The sequence below is a fragment of the Saccharothrix sp. CCNWYY140 genome, from assembly GCF_037401995.1.
Taxonomy (GTDB): domain Bacteria; phylum Actinomycetota; class Actinomycetes; order Mycobacteriales; family Pseudonocardiaceae; genus Actinosynnema.
In genome coordinates this window covers 1-15,672 of sequence record NZ_JBBEGC010000041.1, presented here as the reverse complement: position 1 = coordinate 15,672, position 15,672 = coordinate 1, and the positions used below count along the sequence as shown (strand labels likewise).

At 70.3% G+C, this 15,672-nt stretch carries 14 protein-coding genes, 1 pseudogene and 2 riboswitches; of the genes and pseudogenes, 5 read left to right on the top strand and 10 right to left on the bottom strand.

Going from position 1 to position 15,672, the window contains the following annotated elements; genetic code table 11:
• Positions 1-688: 688 nt before the first annotated feature.
• Complete coding sequence (locus WBN91_RS19635) at positions 689-2,743, bottom strand: S9 family peptidase (protein WP_337725314.1); 2,055 nt, start codon at positions 2,741-2,743, stop codon at positions 689-691.
• 41 nt (positions 2,744-2,784) lie between these two features.
• Here WBN91_RS19635 and WBN91_RS19630 point away from each other — a divergent pair, with 41 nt between their 5' ends.
• Positions 2,785-3,225, top strand: coding sequence for a hypothetical protein (locus WBN91_RS19630; RefSeq protein ID WP_337725315.1), 441 nt, complete (start codon positions 2,785-2,787; stop codon positions 3,223-3,225).
• Here WBN91_RS19630 and WBN91_RS19625 read toward each other — a convergent pair.
• Positions 3,209-3,553 (bottom strand): annotated as a pseudogene (locus WBN91_RS19625) (DUF1295 domain-containing protein); the annotation flags it as partial. The gene WBN91_RS19630 and the pseudogene WBN91_RS19625 sit on opposite strands and share 17 nt — an antisense overlap.
• A gap of 241 nt (positions 3,554-3,794) precedes the next feature.
• Between WBN91_RS19625 and WBN91_RS19620 the strand changes: the two are divergent.
• Positions 3,795-4,454, top strand: coding sequence for a hypothetical protein (locus tag WBN91_RS19620; protein ID WP_337725316.1), 660 nt, complete (start codon positions 3,795-3,797; stop codon positions 4,452-4,454).
• A 70-nt stretch (positions 4,455-4,524) separates the two neighbouring features.
• Here the strand turns inward: WBN91_RS19620 and glyA are convergent, their stop codons facing one another.
• From glyA to WBN91_RS19580, 8 genes are all read right to left on the bottom strand, one after another.
• Complete coding sequence (gene glyA / locus WBN91_RS19615; protein ID WP_337725317.1) at positions 4,525-5,790, bottom strand: serine hydroxymethyltransferase; 1,266 nt, start codon at positions 5,788-5,790, stop codon at positions 4,525-4,527.
• Between the two features lie 14 nt (positions 5,791-5,804).
• Positions 5,805-6,986: a glycine cleavage system aminomethyltransferase GcvT gene (gcvT, locus tag WBN91_RS19610; RefSeq protein ID WP_443217755.1), complete on the bottom strand. Its 1,182-nt coding sequence runs from the start codon at positions 6,984-6,986 to the stop codon at positions 5,805-5,807.
• A gap of 25 nt (positions 6,987-7,011) precedes the next feature.
• Positions 7,012-7,115, bottom strand: a riboswitch (glycine riboswitch).
• Position 7,116: 1 nt separating this feature from the next.
• A riboswitch (glycine riboswitch) is annotated at positions 7,117-7,206 on the bottom strand.
• 68 nt (positions 7,207-7,274) lie between these two features.
• On the bottom strand, positions 7,275-7,577 hold the full coding sequence (locus WBN91_RS19605) for a DUF3817 domain-containing protein (RefSeq protein WP_337725318.1): 303 nt from the start codon (positions 7,575-7,577) through the stop codon (positions 7,275-7,277).
• Between the two features lie 22 nt (positions 7,578-7,599).
• Positions 7,600-7,971, bottom strand: a complete 372-nt coding sequence (locus WBN91_RS19600; RefSeq protein WP_337725319.1) for a hypothetical protein — start codon at positions 7,969-7,971, stop codon at positions 7,600-7,602.
• A gap of 161 nt (positions 7,972-8,132) precedes the next feature.
• The gene (locus WBN91_RS19595) at positions 8,133-8,621 is read right to left on the bottom strand and encodes a helix-turn-helix transcriptional regulator (RefSeq protein ID WP_121227042.1); all 489 of its coding nucleotides are present in this window, start codon (positions 8,619-8,621) and stop codon (positions 8,133-8,135) included.
• A gap of 191 nt (positions 8,622-8,812) precedes the next feature.
• Positions 8,813-8,974: a hypothetical protein gene (locus WBN91_RS19590; protein ID WP_170199802.1), complete on the bottom strand. Its 162-nt coding sequence runs from the start codon at positions 8,972-8,974 to the stop codon at positions 8,813-8,815.
• Positions 8,975-9,373: 399 nt separating this feature from the next.
• Complete coding sequence (locus WBN91_RS19585) at positions 9,374-10,504, bottom strand: CaiB/BaiF CoA transferase family protein (RefSeq protein WP_337725320.1); 1,131 nt, start codon at positions 10,502-10,504, stop codon at positions 9,374-9,376.
• A complete protein-coding gene (locus WBN91_RS19580; RefSeq protein WP_337725322.1) occupies positions 10,504-11,652 on the bottom strand; it encodes an acyl-CoA dehydrogenase family protein in 1,149 nt (382 codons plus the stop codon). Before WBN91_RS19580 ends, WBN91_RS19585 begins: the two co-directional genes overlap by 1 nt.
• A gap of 106 nt (positions 11,653-11,758) precedes the next feature.
• Between WBN91_RS19580 and WBN91_RS19575 the strand changes: the two genes are divergently transcribed.
• From WBN91_RS19575 to WBN91_RS19565, 3 genes are read left to right on the top strand one after another with little or no spacing between them, the layout of a single operon-like run.
• The gene (locus tag WBN91_RS19575) at positions 11,759-12,235 is read left to right on the top strand and encodes a GNAT family N-acetyltransferase (RefSeq protein WP_337725323.1); all 477 of its coding nucleotides are present in this window, start codon (positions 11,759-11,761) and stop codon (positions 12,233-12,235) included.
• Positions 12,236-12,290: 55 nt separating this feature from the next.
• On the top strand, positions 12,291-13,493 hold the full coding sequence (locus WBN91_RS19570; RefSeq protein WP_337725324.1) for an acetyl-CoA C-acetyltransferase: 1,203 nt from the start codon (positions 12,291-12,293) through the stop codon (positions 13,491-13,493).
• Between the two features lie 7 nt (positions 13,494-13,500).
• Positions 13,501-15,564, top strand: a complete 2,064-nt coding sequence (locus tag WBN91_RS19565; RefSeq protein ID WP_337725325.1) for a 3-hydroxyacyl-CoA dehydrogenase NAD-binding domain-containing protein — start codon at positions 13,501-13,503, stop codon at positions 15,562-15,564.
• The last annotated feature ends 108 nt before the right edge of the window (positions 15,565-15,672 follow it).

Here is a 15,672-nt window from a genome sequence, read left to right as displayed (position 1 = left end):
ACCACCCGCAAGCCCGCAAGCCCGCTGGACCACCCACACACTCGCCGCGTGCTTTTCGCCGAAGGCGCTACGCCAAGCGCAGCGACCACGGGAAGGGCCTCGTGCTCTCCCCGTACGGCCTGGGCGCAGCCCAACCACAGATTTTCGGGTTGTGCAAGGGAAATGCGCGACGAAGGAGCTCCTTTCCCTTGCACAACCCGGGAATCTGTGGTTGCCTCCGGCAGGTCGTACGGGGAGAGCACGACGCCCTTCCCCCCGGGGGCCTGCCGCGCGGCGAGCGCCGCTTTTGATCTTTCGAGCGCTTCGCGCGTTGCGCGGAGCGCTCCCAAGCGCGAAGCGCGTTCGAGCTTGCGAGCGCGGAGCGCGTCCTGTTTGGACCCGCGAAGCGTGGGCTTGGGAAGCGAAGCGCGAGTCTAAAGATTAAAAGAGCCTCGCCGGCGGGCAGGCCGCCAAGGATGGACGGAAAAGAAAGGGCGGGGGCTTCTTCCGTCATCCCCGTATGGCCTGGCAAAGCCAACCACACTTTCCAGGGGTTGCCGCTAAAAATTTTGCTCGTCCCTCACAAAATTTTCGGCTGCAACCCCTGGAAAGTGTGGTAGCCCTTCGGGCAGGCCATACGGGGATGACGGAAGAAGCCCAGGTAGGAGTGTTGCTGCGCGAGCTACTTCGGGCGCCCTGCGGGCGCTGGTTAGGCCAGGGATCGCTTGAGGAAGTCGACCTGGAGGAGCAGGAGGTTTTCTGCTACCTGCTCTTGGGGGGTCATGTGCGTAACTCCGGAGAGGGGCAGTACTGTGTGCGGCCTTCCTGCTGCCAGTAGTGCTGAGGAAAGGCGCAGGGTGTGGGCGGCTACTACGTTGTCGTCTGCCAGGCCGTGCACGATCATGAGAGGGCGTTCTAGTTTTGGGGCGTCTGCGATCAGGGAGTTGGTGTCGTAGGTTTCCGGATTCTCGTCCGGGTGGCCCAGGTAGCGTTCGGTGTAGTGGGTGTCGTAGAGGCGCCAGTCGGTTACCGGGGCTCCTGCGATGCCGGCGTGGAAGACGTCGGGCCTGCGTAGGACTGCGAGTGCGGACAGGTAGCCGCCGTAGGACCAACCACGGATCGCGACTCGGCTCAAGTCCAAGTCCTCTTCTTGCGCTGCCACGGCGTGCAGGGCGTCTACCTGGTCCTCCAGGGTGGCGCCGGCGAAGTCGAAGGCGATGGAGCGTTCCCAGTTCGGGCCTCGGCCTGGGGTGCCTCGGCCGTCTACTACCAGGACTGCGAAGCCCTGGTCTGCCAGCCATTGCGAAGCCAGGTAAGCGTTTCGGGCGTACAGCACTCGCTGGGCGTGGGGGCCGCCGTACGGGTCCAGGAGGACTGGGAGCTTGGTGCCCTTTGTGTGGTCGCGGGGGTAGAGGAGGGCTGCTCGGAGGTTGCGTTCGCCTACTGTCAGGAGGCGGACTTCCGGGGTCAGTACCGGGGTTTCGGCGTGGGACGGGATTTCGTGAGTGCCTACCGTGACCTTCGGGCCGAAGTGGTCCAGGGTGCTGGAGGACAGGACCAGGGTGTTGCCGCCTCGGGCTGCTGCGTGCACGCCTGGTTCTTGGGTCAGGCGTTCGATCTTTTCCGCCGTTGCGCGGTAGACGTGGATCTGGGTTGGGTCGTCTGCGGATGCGGTGAGGAGGATGTCCTCGCCCACCTCGACGATCGAGCGGACCTGGATGTCCGTGGCCGTCCAGGGCTCGCCGTCTACCACCAAGGTGTTGGCGCCGTCTCGGGGGAGCACCTGGACCAGCTTGCCGTCCGGGGTCCACGCGGGGGTGCCTGGCACTAGTTCCAGCCACACGGGGTCGGTGTTGTCGGCCACGAGCTCCACGCCGTTGGCGTTCACGGCCAGGACCTGTACGTGGCGCTGGTCGCGGCTTTGGACCTGGAGGAGTGGGCGGCCGTGGGAGGACCAGCTTGCCGTGGTCAGGTACGGGAAAGTCTCGCGGTCCCACTCGACGGGGACGGTCGTGCCGTCCACGCCCAGGATGAAGACCTCGACCGTCGCGTTCGGGGTGCCGGCCGCTGGGTAGGCGATCTCGGTGGCCGAGGTGGCGGGGTTGGCCGGGTCGGCGATGTGCCAGCGCAGGACCGGGCTGTTGTCCACGCGGGTTGTCAGGACGTGTTCGCCGTCCGGGGAGAACCAGTAGCCCCGGTAGCGGCCCATCTCCTCCGCGGCCACGAACTCCGCCAAGCCCCACGTCACGTCCGGAGCATCGGGCTCGGCCAGTACGCGGTCCTCGCCCGACTCCAGGTCCACCACGTGCAGCGCGCCCGCGGTGACGTACGCGACGCGGCGACCCGTCGGGTCCAGGCGGGGGTCGATGACGCTGCCGGGCACCGGTAGTTCGCGCACCGCGCCGCCGGAGAGTTCGACCACGAACAGGCGGCCGGACAGGGCGAACACCGCCTGTCGGAAGTCGGCGTCGGTCGCGTAGGCCACGATGCCCGCGGCCTGTTCGCGGCTGCGTTCGCGGCGGGCCCGCTCCTCCGGGGACAGGTCCTCCGGGTCGGTCAGCAGGTCGTTCGGGTCGACCAGGAGCCGCTCGGTCCCGGTGGCGGTGTCGAACTCCCACAGGCCGTTCGCGCGACTCGTGGCCGCCGCGGTGCGCAGGAAGTACACGTGGCTGCCGTCGGGTGCGACGGTGAAGTTCCGCGGAGCGCCAAGGGTGAACCGCTGGGTGCGCGCTTGCTGGCGCGGGAAGGAGGTCTCGTTGCCCACTCCGACACCCTATTCCGGGCCGGGCGGCTAGTCTGCGGGCCATGCGTCTGGTGTGGCTCGCGGCGGCCCTCGTGGTGGCCGGTTGTTCGTCGCCCGACCGGTCGGACGACCGGTTCCTGCCGGACTCCACCAGTCCGCAGTCGGCGGCCGAGCTGGAGGCCAACGCCGGTGTCCGGCTGCCGTCGGGGACCGTGCTGCTCTCGGCGGCGCGCACGTCGCTCAGCGGCGGGCTGGAGAGCCGGGTGATGGCGCAGCTGCGGATGCCCGCCACCGCCGTGCCCCGGTTCCTCGCCGACAGCGGGTTCGGCGAGGCCGTGCCGGACCAGCGGACGGTCACCGACAAGGACTTCCCGGACAGCGGCACGTGGCACCCGGACAAGGCCGAGAAGGTCGCCGGGGTGACCGCGGGCAACCGCAAGGTCATGATCGACCTCGGCCACCCCGACGACGTGACCGTCTACGTGGTCACCTTTCAGCTCTAGGCGGCAAGGGGAAGAACCCGCTCGTCCGCTCGACGTACTCCCGGTAACCGGGCCGTCGCTGCACGATGTCCTTCTCCAGCAACGGTTTCCCGCTGCCCTTGGCCAGCAGCAACGTCATCACGACCGGGCTGACCACCAGCAGGAACCCCTCGGGCAGGGCGAACAGGAACAGGCCCCACCACACGCACGCGTCGCCGAAGTAGTTGGGGTGCCGGGTGTAGCGCCACAACCCCTGGTCCATCACCCGCCCCCGGTTCGCCGGATCAGCCTTGAACCGCGCCAACTGCCGGTCCCCCACCGCCTCGAACACGAACCCGACCGCCCACACCTTCTGCTGCGCGGGGATCGTCACGCCGGTCGCGCGCAGGCCCACGGGCGGGCTCGTGCCCAGGACGCGTTCGACGACGTCGGCGAGTCGACCGGCGGTGGTGACGACCACGGGCTCCTCCTCAAGGGGCTGGTGTCCGGACGTTCGCCGGCGACCCCTGTCTTGGTTCGGCGCTGAACCGCGGTCGTGACCGGGCCGTAATCGTCGGTGAGCGACCGACGCCACCGAGGAGGAGTTGAGTGTGATCCGACGAAACCGCATCGCCATCGCCGCAGCGGGTGGGATGGCGGCCGTGCTCGCGCTGGTCATGTGGAGTTCGAACGCCGCCGGTTTGCAGGGCACGAACGTCGCGCAGACCGAGCAGGTGGGCGCCGCCGCGCAAGCCGACTACGGGGACGTCCCACCGGCGCCTCCGGCCGAGGAGAACCCCGCCGAGACCCCCGCCGAGGTCGCCGCGGAGACGACCACCGAGGAGGCCCCGGCGGGCCAGGCCGCGCCCGCGCCGGCCGGCGTCACGCTGGTGGCCAAGAGCGTGCCGAAGATGGGCGACGTCGTGCAGGACGGCGACGGCCGCACGCTGTACCGGTTCGACAAGGACACGCCGAACCCGCCGAAGTCCAACTGCGAGGGCAAGTGCGCGGAGACCTGGCCGCCGCTGCTGGCCAACGGCGCGCCGAAGCTGGAGGGCGTCGACCCGGCGCTGGTCGGCACGGTCAAGCGGGCCGACGGGACCGAGCAGGTGACCCTGGCCGGCTGGGCGCTCTACACGTACTCCAAGGACGAGGCCCCGGGCCAGTGGAAGGGCCAGGGCGTGGGCGGCACGTGGTTCGTGGTGCAGCCCAACGGCAAGCGCAACGTGGAGTGCCTGCCGCCCGGCGTCCAGGCCCCCGCCGGTTCCTGAAGTCCACCCCTCGAAGAACAGGACCCCGGGCCTGGGGTTGGGCCGGGGGTCCTGTCGCGCGCGGAAACCCTTACAGGTTCGGGTAGAGCGGGTGCTTGGCGGCCAGCACCTCGACGCGCGAACGCAGCTCGGACAGGTCCGCCGAAGGCTGCAACGCGGTCGCGATGACGTCCGCCACCTCCGCGAAGTCCGCCGCGCCGAAGCCACGCGTGGCCAGGGCCGGGGTGCCGATGCGCAGGCCCGAGGTGACCATCGGCGGACGGGGGTCGTTCGGGACGGCGTTGCGGTTGACCGTGATGCCGACCTCGTGCAGGCGGTCCTCGGCCTGCTTGCCGTCCAGCTCCGAGTCCACCAGGTCCACCAGCACCAGGTGCACGTCCGTGCCGCCGGTCAGCACCTTCACGCCGGCCGCCGCCGCGTCGGGCTGGGACAGGCGCTCGGCGAGGATCTTCGCGCCCTCGACCGTGCGGCGCTGGCGGTCGGCGAACTCCGGGGACGCGGCGTGCTTGAACGCCACCGCCTTGCCCGCGATGACGTGCTCCAGCGGACCGCCCTGCTGGCCCGGGAACACCGCCGAGTTGATCTTCTTGGCGAGGTCGGCCTCGTTGGTCAGGATCACGCCGCCGCGCGGGCCGCCCAGGGTCTTGTGCGTGGTCGTGGTGACGACGTGCGCGTGCGGCACCGGGCTCGGGTGCAGGCCCGCCGCGACCAGGCCCGCGAAGTGGGCCATGTCCACCATCAGGTACGCGCCCACCGAGTCGGCGATCCGGCGGAACTCGGCGAAGTCCAGCTGCCGCGGGTAGGCCGACCAGCCGGCCACGATCAGCTTCGGCTTGTGCTCGGCGGCCAGCGCCTCGACCTCGGCCATGTCCACCCGACCGTCCACATCGGACACGTGGTAGGGCACGACGTTGTACAGCTTGCCGGAGAAGTTGATCCGCATGCCGTGGGTCAGGTGGCCGCCGTGCGCCAGGTCCAGGCCCAGGATCGTGTCACCGGGCTGGAGCAGCGCGAACATCGCGCACGCGTTGGCCTGCGCGCCCGAGTGCGGCTGCACGTTGGCGAACCCCGCGCCGAACAGCTCCTTGACCCGCGCGATGGCCAGCCGCTCGACCACGTCGACGTTCTCGCAGCCGCCGTAGTAGCGGCGGCCCGGGTAGCCCTCGGCGTACTTGTTGGTCAGCACCGAGCCCTGCGCCTCGAGCACCGACACCGGCGTGAAGTTCTCCGAGGCGATCATCTCCAGCGTGCCCTGCTGCCGGCGCAGCTCGGCGGCGACCGCCTCGGCCACCTCCGGGTCGAACTCCGCGAGGGAGGTGTTGAAGTGCTCGGACATGGTGGGGTTTCTCCCTACGAGTTGCGCTTGTAGAACGGCAGGGCGACGACCTCGACGGGCTCCTGCCTGCCCCGGACGTCGACGGACAGCTTGGTGCCGGGCTCGGCCTGCGCGGGCGGCACGTAGGCCATCGCCACGGAGTAGCCCAGCGTCGGCGACAGCGCGCCGCTGGTGACCTCGCCGATCGGGGCGCCCTCGGCGTCCAGCACGGCGTACCCGTGGCGCGGGGCGCGGCGGGACTCGGTCTTCAAGCCCACCAGCTTGGCCTCGACGCCCGCGCCGGCGACCTCGGCCAGCGGCTCGCGGCCGACGAAGTCGCCGGGCTTGTCCAGCTTGACCACGCGGCCCAGGTTGGCGTGGTAGGGCGTGCGGGAGGTGCTCAGCTCGTTGCCGTACAGCGGCATCCCGGCCTCCAGGCGCAGGGTGTCGCGGCAGCCCAGGCCGGCGGGCCGCAGGTCGTGCGGCTTGCCCGCGTCGAGGAGCGCCTGCCACACGTGCGGGGCGTCGGCCGGGTCCAGGAACAGCTCGAAGCCGTCCTCGCCGGTGTAGCCGGTGCGGGCCAGCAGCGCGGGCTTCCCGGCCACCTCGGTCGGGTAGGAGGCGTAGTACTTGACCGTGCCCAGGTCGGTCTCGGTGAGGCCTTCGAGGATGGCGACCGCGTTCGGCCCCTGCACGGCCAGCAGCGCGTAGTCGGTGGACTTGTCCTCGACGGTCGTGTCGAAGCCCTCGGCGCGCTCCTGGAGGGCGGCGAAGACCACCGCCGCGTTGGACGCGTTCGCCACGACCAGGTACTCCTGGTCACCCGTCCGGTACACGATCAGGTCGTCGATCACGCCGCCGTCGGCCTGGCAGATCATCGTGTAGCGGGCGCGGCCGACGCCGATCGCGCTCGCGTGGCCGACCAGCGCGAAGTCCAGCGCGGCGCCCGCCTGCGGGCCGGTCAGGACGATCTCGCCCATGTGGGTCAGGTCGAACAGGCCCGCCGACGTGCGCACGGCGTGGTGCTCGGCCAGCTCGCTGTCGTAGCGCAGCGGCATCCGCCAGCCCGCGAAGTCGGTGAACTGGGCGCCCAGCGCCTCGTGCTCGGCGTGCAGCGGCGTCCGGCGGGTTTCCACGGGGTCCTCCCTGGGGGCGGGCACGGCAGGGTCGCCGACCGGGTCGGTCGGCCTGCCGCTACGAAGGATGACACGGTCCATCGAGACTCCTCGTTCCGAGTGAGCCTCCCCCTCTGTCATGAGCCTGAGAGCTTCGCCGCGGTCCCGCACGTCGGCGGGTGCGCGGCTTGCACCGTGGGCGAGGCGCGGTGCGCCTGCTTTCCAGAGTTGCCTTCGTCGGGCGGTAGCTGTGCCTGAGAGATTCCGGGGAGGAGTTGCTCCTTCGGCGCCCCTGGGACGGGGACTCTCCCGCGCGACATCGACGGCCGTGTTCAGTTGGTACCGCCAGACGCTAGTTGTGCCTGGTAGGGCCAGTCAACACGGGCACGGTCAGAGCGCCCGCTCCAGGCGGACGCTCTCCACGACCTTGCGCTCGGCGTAGAAGGACACGAACGGGATCGTGCCCGCGAGCAGCACCAGGGCCGTGCCCTTGAGCGACCAGCGCGCCTTGAGCGCCAGGTCGACCGTGATGACGAGGTAGATCGCGTACAGGAAGCCGTGGACCGGGCCGACGACCTTCATCATCCCGTCGGCGTCGCCCACGTACTTGACCAGCATCGCGGCCACGAGCAGGAGCAGGCCCACACCGACCACGTAAGCCATGAACCGGAACCGGCCCAACGCACCGCTCATCGCCCTACCGACCGCCTTCGCTCTAGCGCTGGTCCCGCGCGTTCAGCTCCCGGAGGTAGCGGTTGTAGGCCGCCAGCTCGTCGTCCTCGTCGTCGTGCGCGGGTGTCCTGACGGGGTCCACGGTAACGACCGGCTCCGACGGCGCGGCCACCGGCTCCTGACGAGCGTCTTCGGCCTTGCGCTGAGCCGCGAGCCTGCGCATCCGCCACACCATGAAGGCGGGGAACAGGCCGAACAGGGGCCACTGGAAGACGTAGCCGAGGTTCTGGAACGTGCCACCGGCCTCGGAGAACCGCTCCCACTGCCAGTAGGCGAGACCGCAGCAGACCACCAGCGAGAGCAAGCACACAACGGCGATCGCCACACGTTGGGGGGTGATGAGACCGCTGCGCACGGCTCCAGGGTACTTCGAGCCACCGACGAGGCGGCGCTCAGCCGGAATGGGCTCCCCGCACAGGAGCCCGCCCTCCCGGTTCGCGCTGGTCCCGACCACGCCGCGCCCTCACCGCGCGACGCCCTTGCGCCGCGCCACGCTCGCGCGTGGCGCGCCCGACATCACGCAACGCCGTCCCGGCGCTGCCGCTGCAACCTGGCGACACACCAGGCCGCCGCACTGCCCCGACGCAGGTGCTGGAGCACCGTCATCGGTCCGAGCCGACGTCCCAGGTCGGCGGGCGTGAGCCCGGCGGCCCGGTAGTCGAGGGCCCGCTGGTCCAACGGGCTGATGCCCGCGTCCCACCACGCCTCCGCCTCGGACAGGTCGCCCACGAGCTGCCAGTAGCTCGCTGCCGCGGCGAGCAGGACCTCGGGCACCTCGGGCGCCCGCTTCCGCATCGCCGCGACGTAGGCCGGGTCCGCGGACTCGACCTTCACCAGGCCGCGCGGTCCGCCGTTCGCCCGCTGCACGGGGATGCCCGGCGCGGACGGCGGGGCCTCGGCCAGCCACTCGTCCTTGATCCGGTTCACCTCGCGCAGCTCGGCGTCGTCCGAGCGCTCGGCCGCCCACTGCCGCAGCAGCTCGTCGACTCCGGAGTCCTCGACCATTCTGCCTCCTCGTCGGTCGAAGATCAGCCAATGCAGCGCACCGTATTAGCGGGTACCGACAACCGCTAGACCCCGGTTTGTCGAAAACCCTGTTACCAGCACGTTATAGCCCTCATTCCACCCAGACGGTCCAACGGAGGAGACCGGCCATCACGGATGGTGAGCAGACCACGGGCACTACGTGAGGTGGACTAGTTGAACAGGCTCCGCACGAACGTGATGATCGACTCGGCGCCCTGGCGGAGCCACCCGAGGGCGGTCTTCACCGCCTCGGCGGACTGGTCGGGCTGGGTGATCAGGAGGAACAGCAGCAGCGCGACGGCCGCCAGCGTGACCACCTTCTTGACGTTCACTGGTGCCTCTCCGTCCGTTCACAGGTGCGCGGCGACGGGCCGCGTGCCCGCCGTGTTCGCCCACATGGTCCCTCATTCACCCGGACGATGAGCCCACAACGCGCCGCGATCCCACGACCGGGCGTCATGGAGGCCCACTGCCACGCCTGACCGGTGACCCACATCACCCGAACGGCCGATCAAGAGCCCCTCGGCACCCGCCGATGACCAGGGTGCGGGCCACTCGCCCCACACCCCCAGGCACGGACTACCGAGGTTCCGCACATCGTCGGCACATCCCCAGCACATCCTGAGCACATCACCCGCTTGCGCGACGCACGCACGGTGTGTCATTAGGCCGAGGTACGGCCGTCCCATTTTCCGGCACCACTCCCGGCGATTTGTCGCACCCTTTTCGCGTTAACCCACGACACCGGATCGTCGTAGTTCCGCAATATCGGCTTCACCCAGTCCGAGGGACCCCAGCACCTCGTCCGTGTGGCGCCCCGCCGAGGGCGGCGCGGCGGGCGTCCCGGCCGGCGTGCGGTCGAAGCGCGGCGCGGGTCCGGGCTGGGCCAAGCCCCCGACCTCGACGAACGTGCCCCGCGCGCGGTTGTGCGCGTGCCCCGGGGCCTCCTCGGGCGCCAGGACGGGCGCCAGGCACGCGTCGGTGCCCTCCGCCAGCGCCGCCCATTCGTCCCTCGTCCGGGTGGCCACCGCCGCGGCGATCCGCGCCCGCAGGGCGGGCCACTGGGCCGGGTCGTGCCGGCTCGGCACGTCGGACTCGGTCAACCCCAGCAACGCCAGCAGATCCGCGTAGAACTTCTCCTCCAGCGCGCCGACGCTGACAAACTTTCCATCCGCTGTGGCATAAACGTCGTAGAACGGCGCGCCGCCGTCGAGCAGGTTGGCGCCCCGCGGCCCGCTCCACGCCCCGGCGGCCTTCATGCCGTGCAGGAACGTCGTCAGCAGCGCCGCGCCGTCCACCATCGCCGCGTCCACCACCTGCCCGCGCCCGGACCGCTCCCGCTCGTACAGGGCCGCGAGGACGCCCAGCGCGAGCAGCAGCCCACCGCCGCCGAAGTCGCCGACGACGTTGAGCGGCACGGTCGGCGGCTGGTCGGCCCGCCCGATCGGCTCCAGCGCGCCCGCGAGGGCGATGTAGTTGATGTCGTGGCCCGCCCGGTCGGCCAGCGGCCCGTCCTGGCCCCAGCCGGTCATCCGGCCGTAGACCAACCGCTGGTTGCGCGCCAGGCACTGGGCCGGCCCGATGCCCAGCCGCTCGGTCACGCCCGGCCGGAAGCCCTCCACCAGGACGTCGGAGCGCTCCACCAGCTTGAGCACCACCTCGGCGCCCTCCGGCCGCCGGATGTCCACGCCGATGGACCGCCGCCCGCGCCCGAGCACGTCGCCGGGCACCCCCGGCCCGCCGGACACCCGGTCCACGCGGACGACGTCCGCGCCCAGGTCCGCGAGCACCATGCAGCCGAACGGCGCGGGCGCGAGCCCGGCCAGCTCGACGACCTTCAACCCCGCCAGCGGCCCGCCCACTAGAGCGACCTCGCGATGATTTCCTTCATGATCTCGTTCGTCCCGCCGTAGATCTTCTGCACGCGGGCGTCCGCCCAGGCGCGGGCGATGGGGTACTCGGTCATGTACCCGTACCCGCCGAACAGCTGCACGCACTCGTCCACGACCCGGCACAGCCGCTCGGTGGACCACCACTTGGCCATCGCCGCGGTGGGCACGTCGAGCTCGCCCGCGAGGTGCGCCTCGATGCACTGGTCCACGAACGCCCTGGTCACGCGGGCCTCGGTGGCGCACTCGGCGAGCGTGAACCGGGTGTTCTGGAACTTGATCAGCTCCCGGCCGAACGCCGTGCGGTCCTTGACGTAGTCCACGGTCAGGTCCACGGCGGCCTCGATGCCCGCGATGGACGCCACGGCGATGATCAGCCGTTCCTGCGGCAGCTGCTGCATGAGCTGGATGAAGCCCTGCCCCTCGGAGCTGCCGAGCAGGTTGGCGGCGGGCACGCGGACGTCGTCGAAGAACAGCTCGGCGGTGTCCTGGCCCTTCAGCCCGATCTTGTCCAGCACCCGGCCGCGCCGGAACCCGGTCGCCTCGGCGGTCTCCACCACGAGCAGGGAGATACCGGTCGCGCCCTGGCCGGGGTCGGTCTTGGCGACCACGATGACCAGGTCGCACTGGGCGCCGTTGGTGATGAAGGTCTTCGAGCCGCTGATGACGTACTCGTCGCCGCGCCGGGGGGCCCGCGTCTTGATGTTCTGGAGGTCCGACCCGCCGCCGGGCTCGGTCATCGCGATGGCGCCCACGGACTCACCGCTGGCGAGCTTGGGCAGCCAGCGGTGCTTCTGCTCCTCGGTGCCGTAGGAGTTGATGTAGTGGGCCACGATGCCGCTGTGCACGCTGTTGCCCCACGCGCTGTCCCCGACCCGGGCCTGCTCCTCCAGCAGCACGGCCTCGTGCGCGAAGGTGCCGCCGCCACCGCCGTACTCCTCCGGGATGGACAGGCACAGCAGGCCCAGTTCGCCCGCCTTGGTCCAGAACTCCCGGTCCACGTGCTTCTGCGCGGCCCAGCGCTCGTGGTTCGGGACCGATTCCTTCTCGAAGAACGTCCTGGCGAGCCGGCGGAGCTGGTCCAGGTCGTCCGTCATCCACGGTGAACGGCGAGTAGGCATGCCTCGACGGTCCCACCGCGGGCGGCCACCCGCCATGACCGCCGCACCCACAGTCACCGCAAGATCGTGAGCGCAAATGTCACAGCCCGTGCGCGACACTGCGGGCATGAAGCTCCGCAGGCTGTCCCCGCGGGACTGGGCCACCTGGCGCGACTTGCGGCTCACCGCGCTGGCCAGCGACCCGCAGGCGTTCGGCTCGACCCTGTCCCGGGAGCGGGACTACGACGAGGACCGGTGGCGCGAGCTGCTGCACCCGAAGTGGGGTGTGAAAGTGGTGGCCGAAGCGCCGGATCCGGTGGGACTCGTCGCGGGCGTGCCCCACGAGGACCACGACGATGTGCTCTACCTGTACTCCATGTGGGTGAAACCGTCGTTCCGGAAGAGGGGTGTCGGCGAGGCCCTCGTCCGGGACGTGGTGGCCTGGGCGCGGGAGCACGGGTGGCGGCGGGTGCAGCTGCGGGTGTTCCGCGGCAACCTCGCCGCGCGCCGGCTCTACGAGCGGCTCGGGTTCTCCCGCGTCGGCTCCCCGGACGGCTCCTCGGACGGCTCCGGCGGCGAGGTGATGCAGCTGGCCGTGAGCTAATAAGTCACTCCGCGCGGTCATGGGCTTGGGCGTCCGCGCTGCCTACCGTGGGAGCATGAGCGAAGCCTTGATCTTCGACGCGGTGCGCACACCGCGTGGCAGGGGAAAGCGCGGTTCGCTGCACAGCGTCAAGCCGATCACCCTGGCCTCCGGGGTGCTCGACGCGCTGGCGCGGCGCAACGACCTGGACACGTCGGCGGTCGACGACGTCGTGCTGGGGGTCGTGTCGCCGGTCGGTGAGCAGGGCTCGGACATCGCCCGGACCGCCGTGCTGGCGGCCGGGTGGGACCTGCGGCCCGCGGGTGTGCAGCTCAACCGCTTCTGCGCGTCCGGCCTGGAGGCGGTGAACCTGGCCGCGGCGAAGGTGGCGTCCGGGTTCGAGGACCTCGTGGTCGCGGGCGGCGTGGAGTCGATGTCGCGCGTGCCGATGGGTTCCGACGGCGGCGCGTGGGCGGCCGACCCGGAGACCAACCTGCGCACGAGCTTCGTGCCGCAGGGCATCAGCGCGGACCTGATCGCCACCCTGGAGGGCTTCAGCCGCGAGGACGTGGACGCGTGGGCGCTGCGGTCCCACCAGCGGGCCACGTTGGCGCGGGACAAGGGGTACTTCGAGAAGTCCCTGGTGCCGGTGGTCGACCAGAACGGGACGGTGGTGCTCGACTACGACGAGGCCATCCGGCCGGAGACCACGCTGGAGGGCCTGGGCGGGCTGAAGCCGTCCTTCCAGTTCCACGGCGACCTGGGCTTCGACGCCGTGGCGATCGACCGGTACCCGACCGTCGAGCGCATCCGGCACGTCCACACGCCCGGCAACTCGTCGCAGATCGTGGACGGCGCGGCGGCCATGCTGATCGGCAACGAGCGCGCCGGCCGCGACCTCGGCCTGACCCCGCGCGCCCGGATCGTGTCGGTCGCGGTGGTCGGCACCGAGCCGACGATCATGCTCACCGGTCCCGCCCCGGCCACCCGCAAGGCGCTGGAGAAGGCGCGGCTGTCGGTGGAGGACATCGACCTGTTCGAGATCAACGAGGCGTTCTCGTCGGTGGTGCTGAAGTTCCAGCGCGAGCTGGACCTGCCCGACGAGAAGGTCAACGTCAACGGCGGCGCCATCGCGATGGGCCACCCGTTGGGCGCGACCGGCTGCATGATCCTGGGCACCCTGCTCGACGAGCTGGAGCGCCGGGACCTGCGCCGGGGCCTGGCCACGCTGTGCGTGGGCGGCGGCATGGGCATCGCGACGATCATCGAGAGGGTCTGACGGTCTGATGGCTATCCACTTCGAGCGCGACGACGAGGGCATCGTCACGCTGACTATGGACATGTCCGGCTCGGCGAACGTCATGAACGCCGAGTACCACCAGGCTATGGGCGAGGCCGTGGCGGCGGTCGAGGCGGTGAAGGACGAGATCGCCGGCGTGGTGCTGACGTCGGCCAAGAAGACGTTCTTCGCCGGCGGTGACCTGAACCTGCTGGTGCGGGTGACGCCGGACAACGCAGCGGAGGCGCTGGGCTTCCTGGAGGACATGAAGGGGCAGCTGCGCCGGCTGGAGAAGCTGGGCAAGCCGGTCGTGGCCGCCATCAACGGCAGCGCGCTGGGTGGCGGGTTCGAGATCGCCCTCGCGTGCCACCACCGGGTGGTGCTGAACGACGACCGCATCAAGCTTGGACTACCCGAGGCGACTTTGGGTCTGCTGCCCGGTGGTGGTGGCGTGACGCGGATGGTGCGGCTGCTGGGCGTGCAGCCCGCGTTGCCGTTGTTGATGGAGGGCAAGCAGCTCCGGCCGGAGCGGGCTTTGCAGGCCGGGATCGTGCACGCGCTGGCGTCGTCGAAGGAAGACCTGATCGCCCAGGCGCGGGCGTGGATCAAGGCCAACCCGGCGCCCGTGCAGCCGTGGGACCAGCCCGGGTACGTCGTGCCGGACGTGAAGTTCGGCGACCCGAACGTCTACAGCTTGTTGGCGGCTGCGCCGGCGGTGTTGCGCAAGAAGACGCACGGCGTTTATCCGGCCCCGGAGAAAATCCTGGCGGCGGCCGTCGAGGGTGCGCTGGTCGACTTCGACACGGCGTTGAAGATCGAGGGCCGGTACTTCGTGGAGCTGGTCACCGGGCAGGTGGCCAAGAACATGATCGGGACTTTCTGGTTCCAGCTCAACGAGATCGGGGCCGGCGGGTCACGTCCGTCCGGTGTGGACGCTTCCAAGGTGACCAAGGTCGGTGTGCTGGGCGCGGGCATGATGGGCGCCGGGATCGCGGAGGTGTCGGCCAAGGCCGGCATCGAGGTGGTCCTGAAGGACGTGACCCTGGAGGCGGCGACGCGTGGGGCGGCCGGGAACCCCGGGATCACGCCGACCGATTCGGACGACGACCTCGCCGGGTGCGACCTGGTCATCGAAGCGGTCTTCGAGAACCGCGAGCTGAAGAACAAGGTGCTGCCGGCGGCCGAGGCGGCGGCGCTGCCGGACGCGGTGATCGCGTCGAACACGTCGACGCTGCCCATCACCGGGCTTGCCGGGGCGGTGAAGGACCCGACGAAGTTCATCGGCCTGCACTTCTTCTCGCCGGTGCCGAAGATGCGCTTGGTGGAGATCATCGTCGGCGAGCAGACGTCCGACGAGACGCTGGCACGGGCGTTCGACTACGTGTTGCAGATCGGCAAGACACCGATCGTGGTGAACGACAGCCGGGGCTTCTACACGTCCCGGACGTTCGGGACGTACGTGACCGAGGCCGTGTCGATGGTGGCGGAGGGCGTGCAGCCGGCACTGATCGAGAACGTGGCCAAGCGGTCGGGCATGGCGGTCGGCCCGTTGGCGGTGTCCGACGAGGTGACGCTGACGTTGCAGCTGAAGATCCGGGACCAGACGCTGGCCGATGATGCTGCGGGGGCTGGGATCCTGGGCGACCACCCGGCGTTCAAGGTGCTGGAGGAACTGGTCGCCGAGGGGCGGACCGGGAAGTCCGGCGGGGCCGGGTTCTACGAGTACCCGGAGGGCGGCAAGAAGTTCCTGTGGCCGGGACTGGCGCGGTACGGGCGGCCGGACGCGGGGGTGACCGAACAGGACGTCGAGGACCGGTTGCTGTTCATCCAGTCGCTGGAGACCGTGCGGTGCTTGGACGAGGGTGTGCTGCGGTCGGTGGGTGATGCGAACGTGGGCAGCGTGTTCGGGTTCGGGTTCGCGCCTTGGAGTGGGGGGACGTTGCAGTTCATCAACTCGTATGGGTTGAGTGAGTTCGTGGAACGGGCGGACTACCTGGCTGACACGTATGGGGAGCGGTTCCGGCCTACTGCTTCGTTGAGGGAGCGGGCGGCCAAGGGCGAGAAGTTCTGACAGACGCCTTCGCTTTTCGCGCTCCGCGCGCTCTTCGCGCGCGGAGCGCGCGGTAGGTGTTACCTACAAGTGGAGGGCCTCGGTTCCCCCACCGTATGGCCTGCCCGA

Coding starts and splice junctions, on each gene's coding strand:
- WBN91_RS19605 (WP_337725318.1), bottom strand. CDS start 7,577: ATGAGCGGTGCGTTGGGCCGGTTCCGGTTCATGGCTTACGTGGTCGGT.
- WBN91_RS19630 (WP_337725315.1), top strand. CDS start 2,785: ATGCGTCTGGTGTGGCTCGCGGCGGCCCTCGTGGTGGCCGGTTGTTCG.
- WBN91_RS19570 (WP_337725324.1), top strand. CDS start 12,291: ATGAGCGAAGCCTTGATCTTCGACGCGGTGCGCACACCGCGTGGCAGG.
- glyA (WP_337725317.1), bottom strand. CDS start 5,790: ATGTCCGAGCACTTCAACACCTCCCTCGCGGAGTTCGACCCGGAGGTG.
- WBN91_RS19565 (WP_337725325.1), top strand. CDS start 13,501: ATGGCTATCCACTTCGAGCGCGACGACGAGGGCATCGTCACGCTGACT.
- WBN91_RS19575 (WP_337725323.1), top strand. CDS start 11,759: ATGAAGCTCCGCAGGCTGTCCCCGCGGGACTGGGCCACCTGGCGCGAC.
- WBN91_RS19595 (WP_121227042.1), bottom strand. CDS start 8,621: ATGGTCGAGGACTCCGGAGTCGACGAGCTGCTGCGGCAGTGGGCGGCC.
- WBN91_RS19580 (WP_337725322.1), bottom strand. CDS start 11,652: ATGCCTACTCGCCGTTCACCGTGGATGACGGACGACCTGGACCAGCTC.
- gcvT (WP_443217755.1), bottom strand. CDS start 6,986: ATGGACCGTGTCATCCTTCGTAGCGGCAGGCCGACCGACCCGGTCGGC.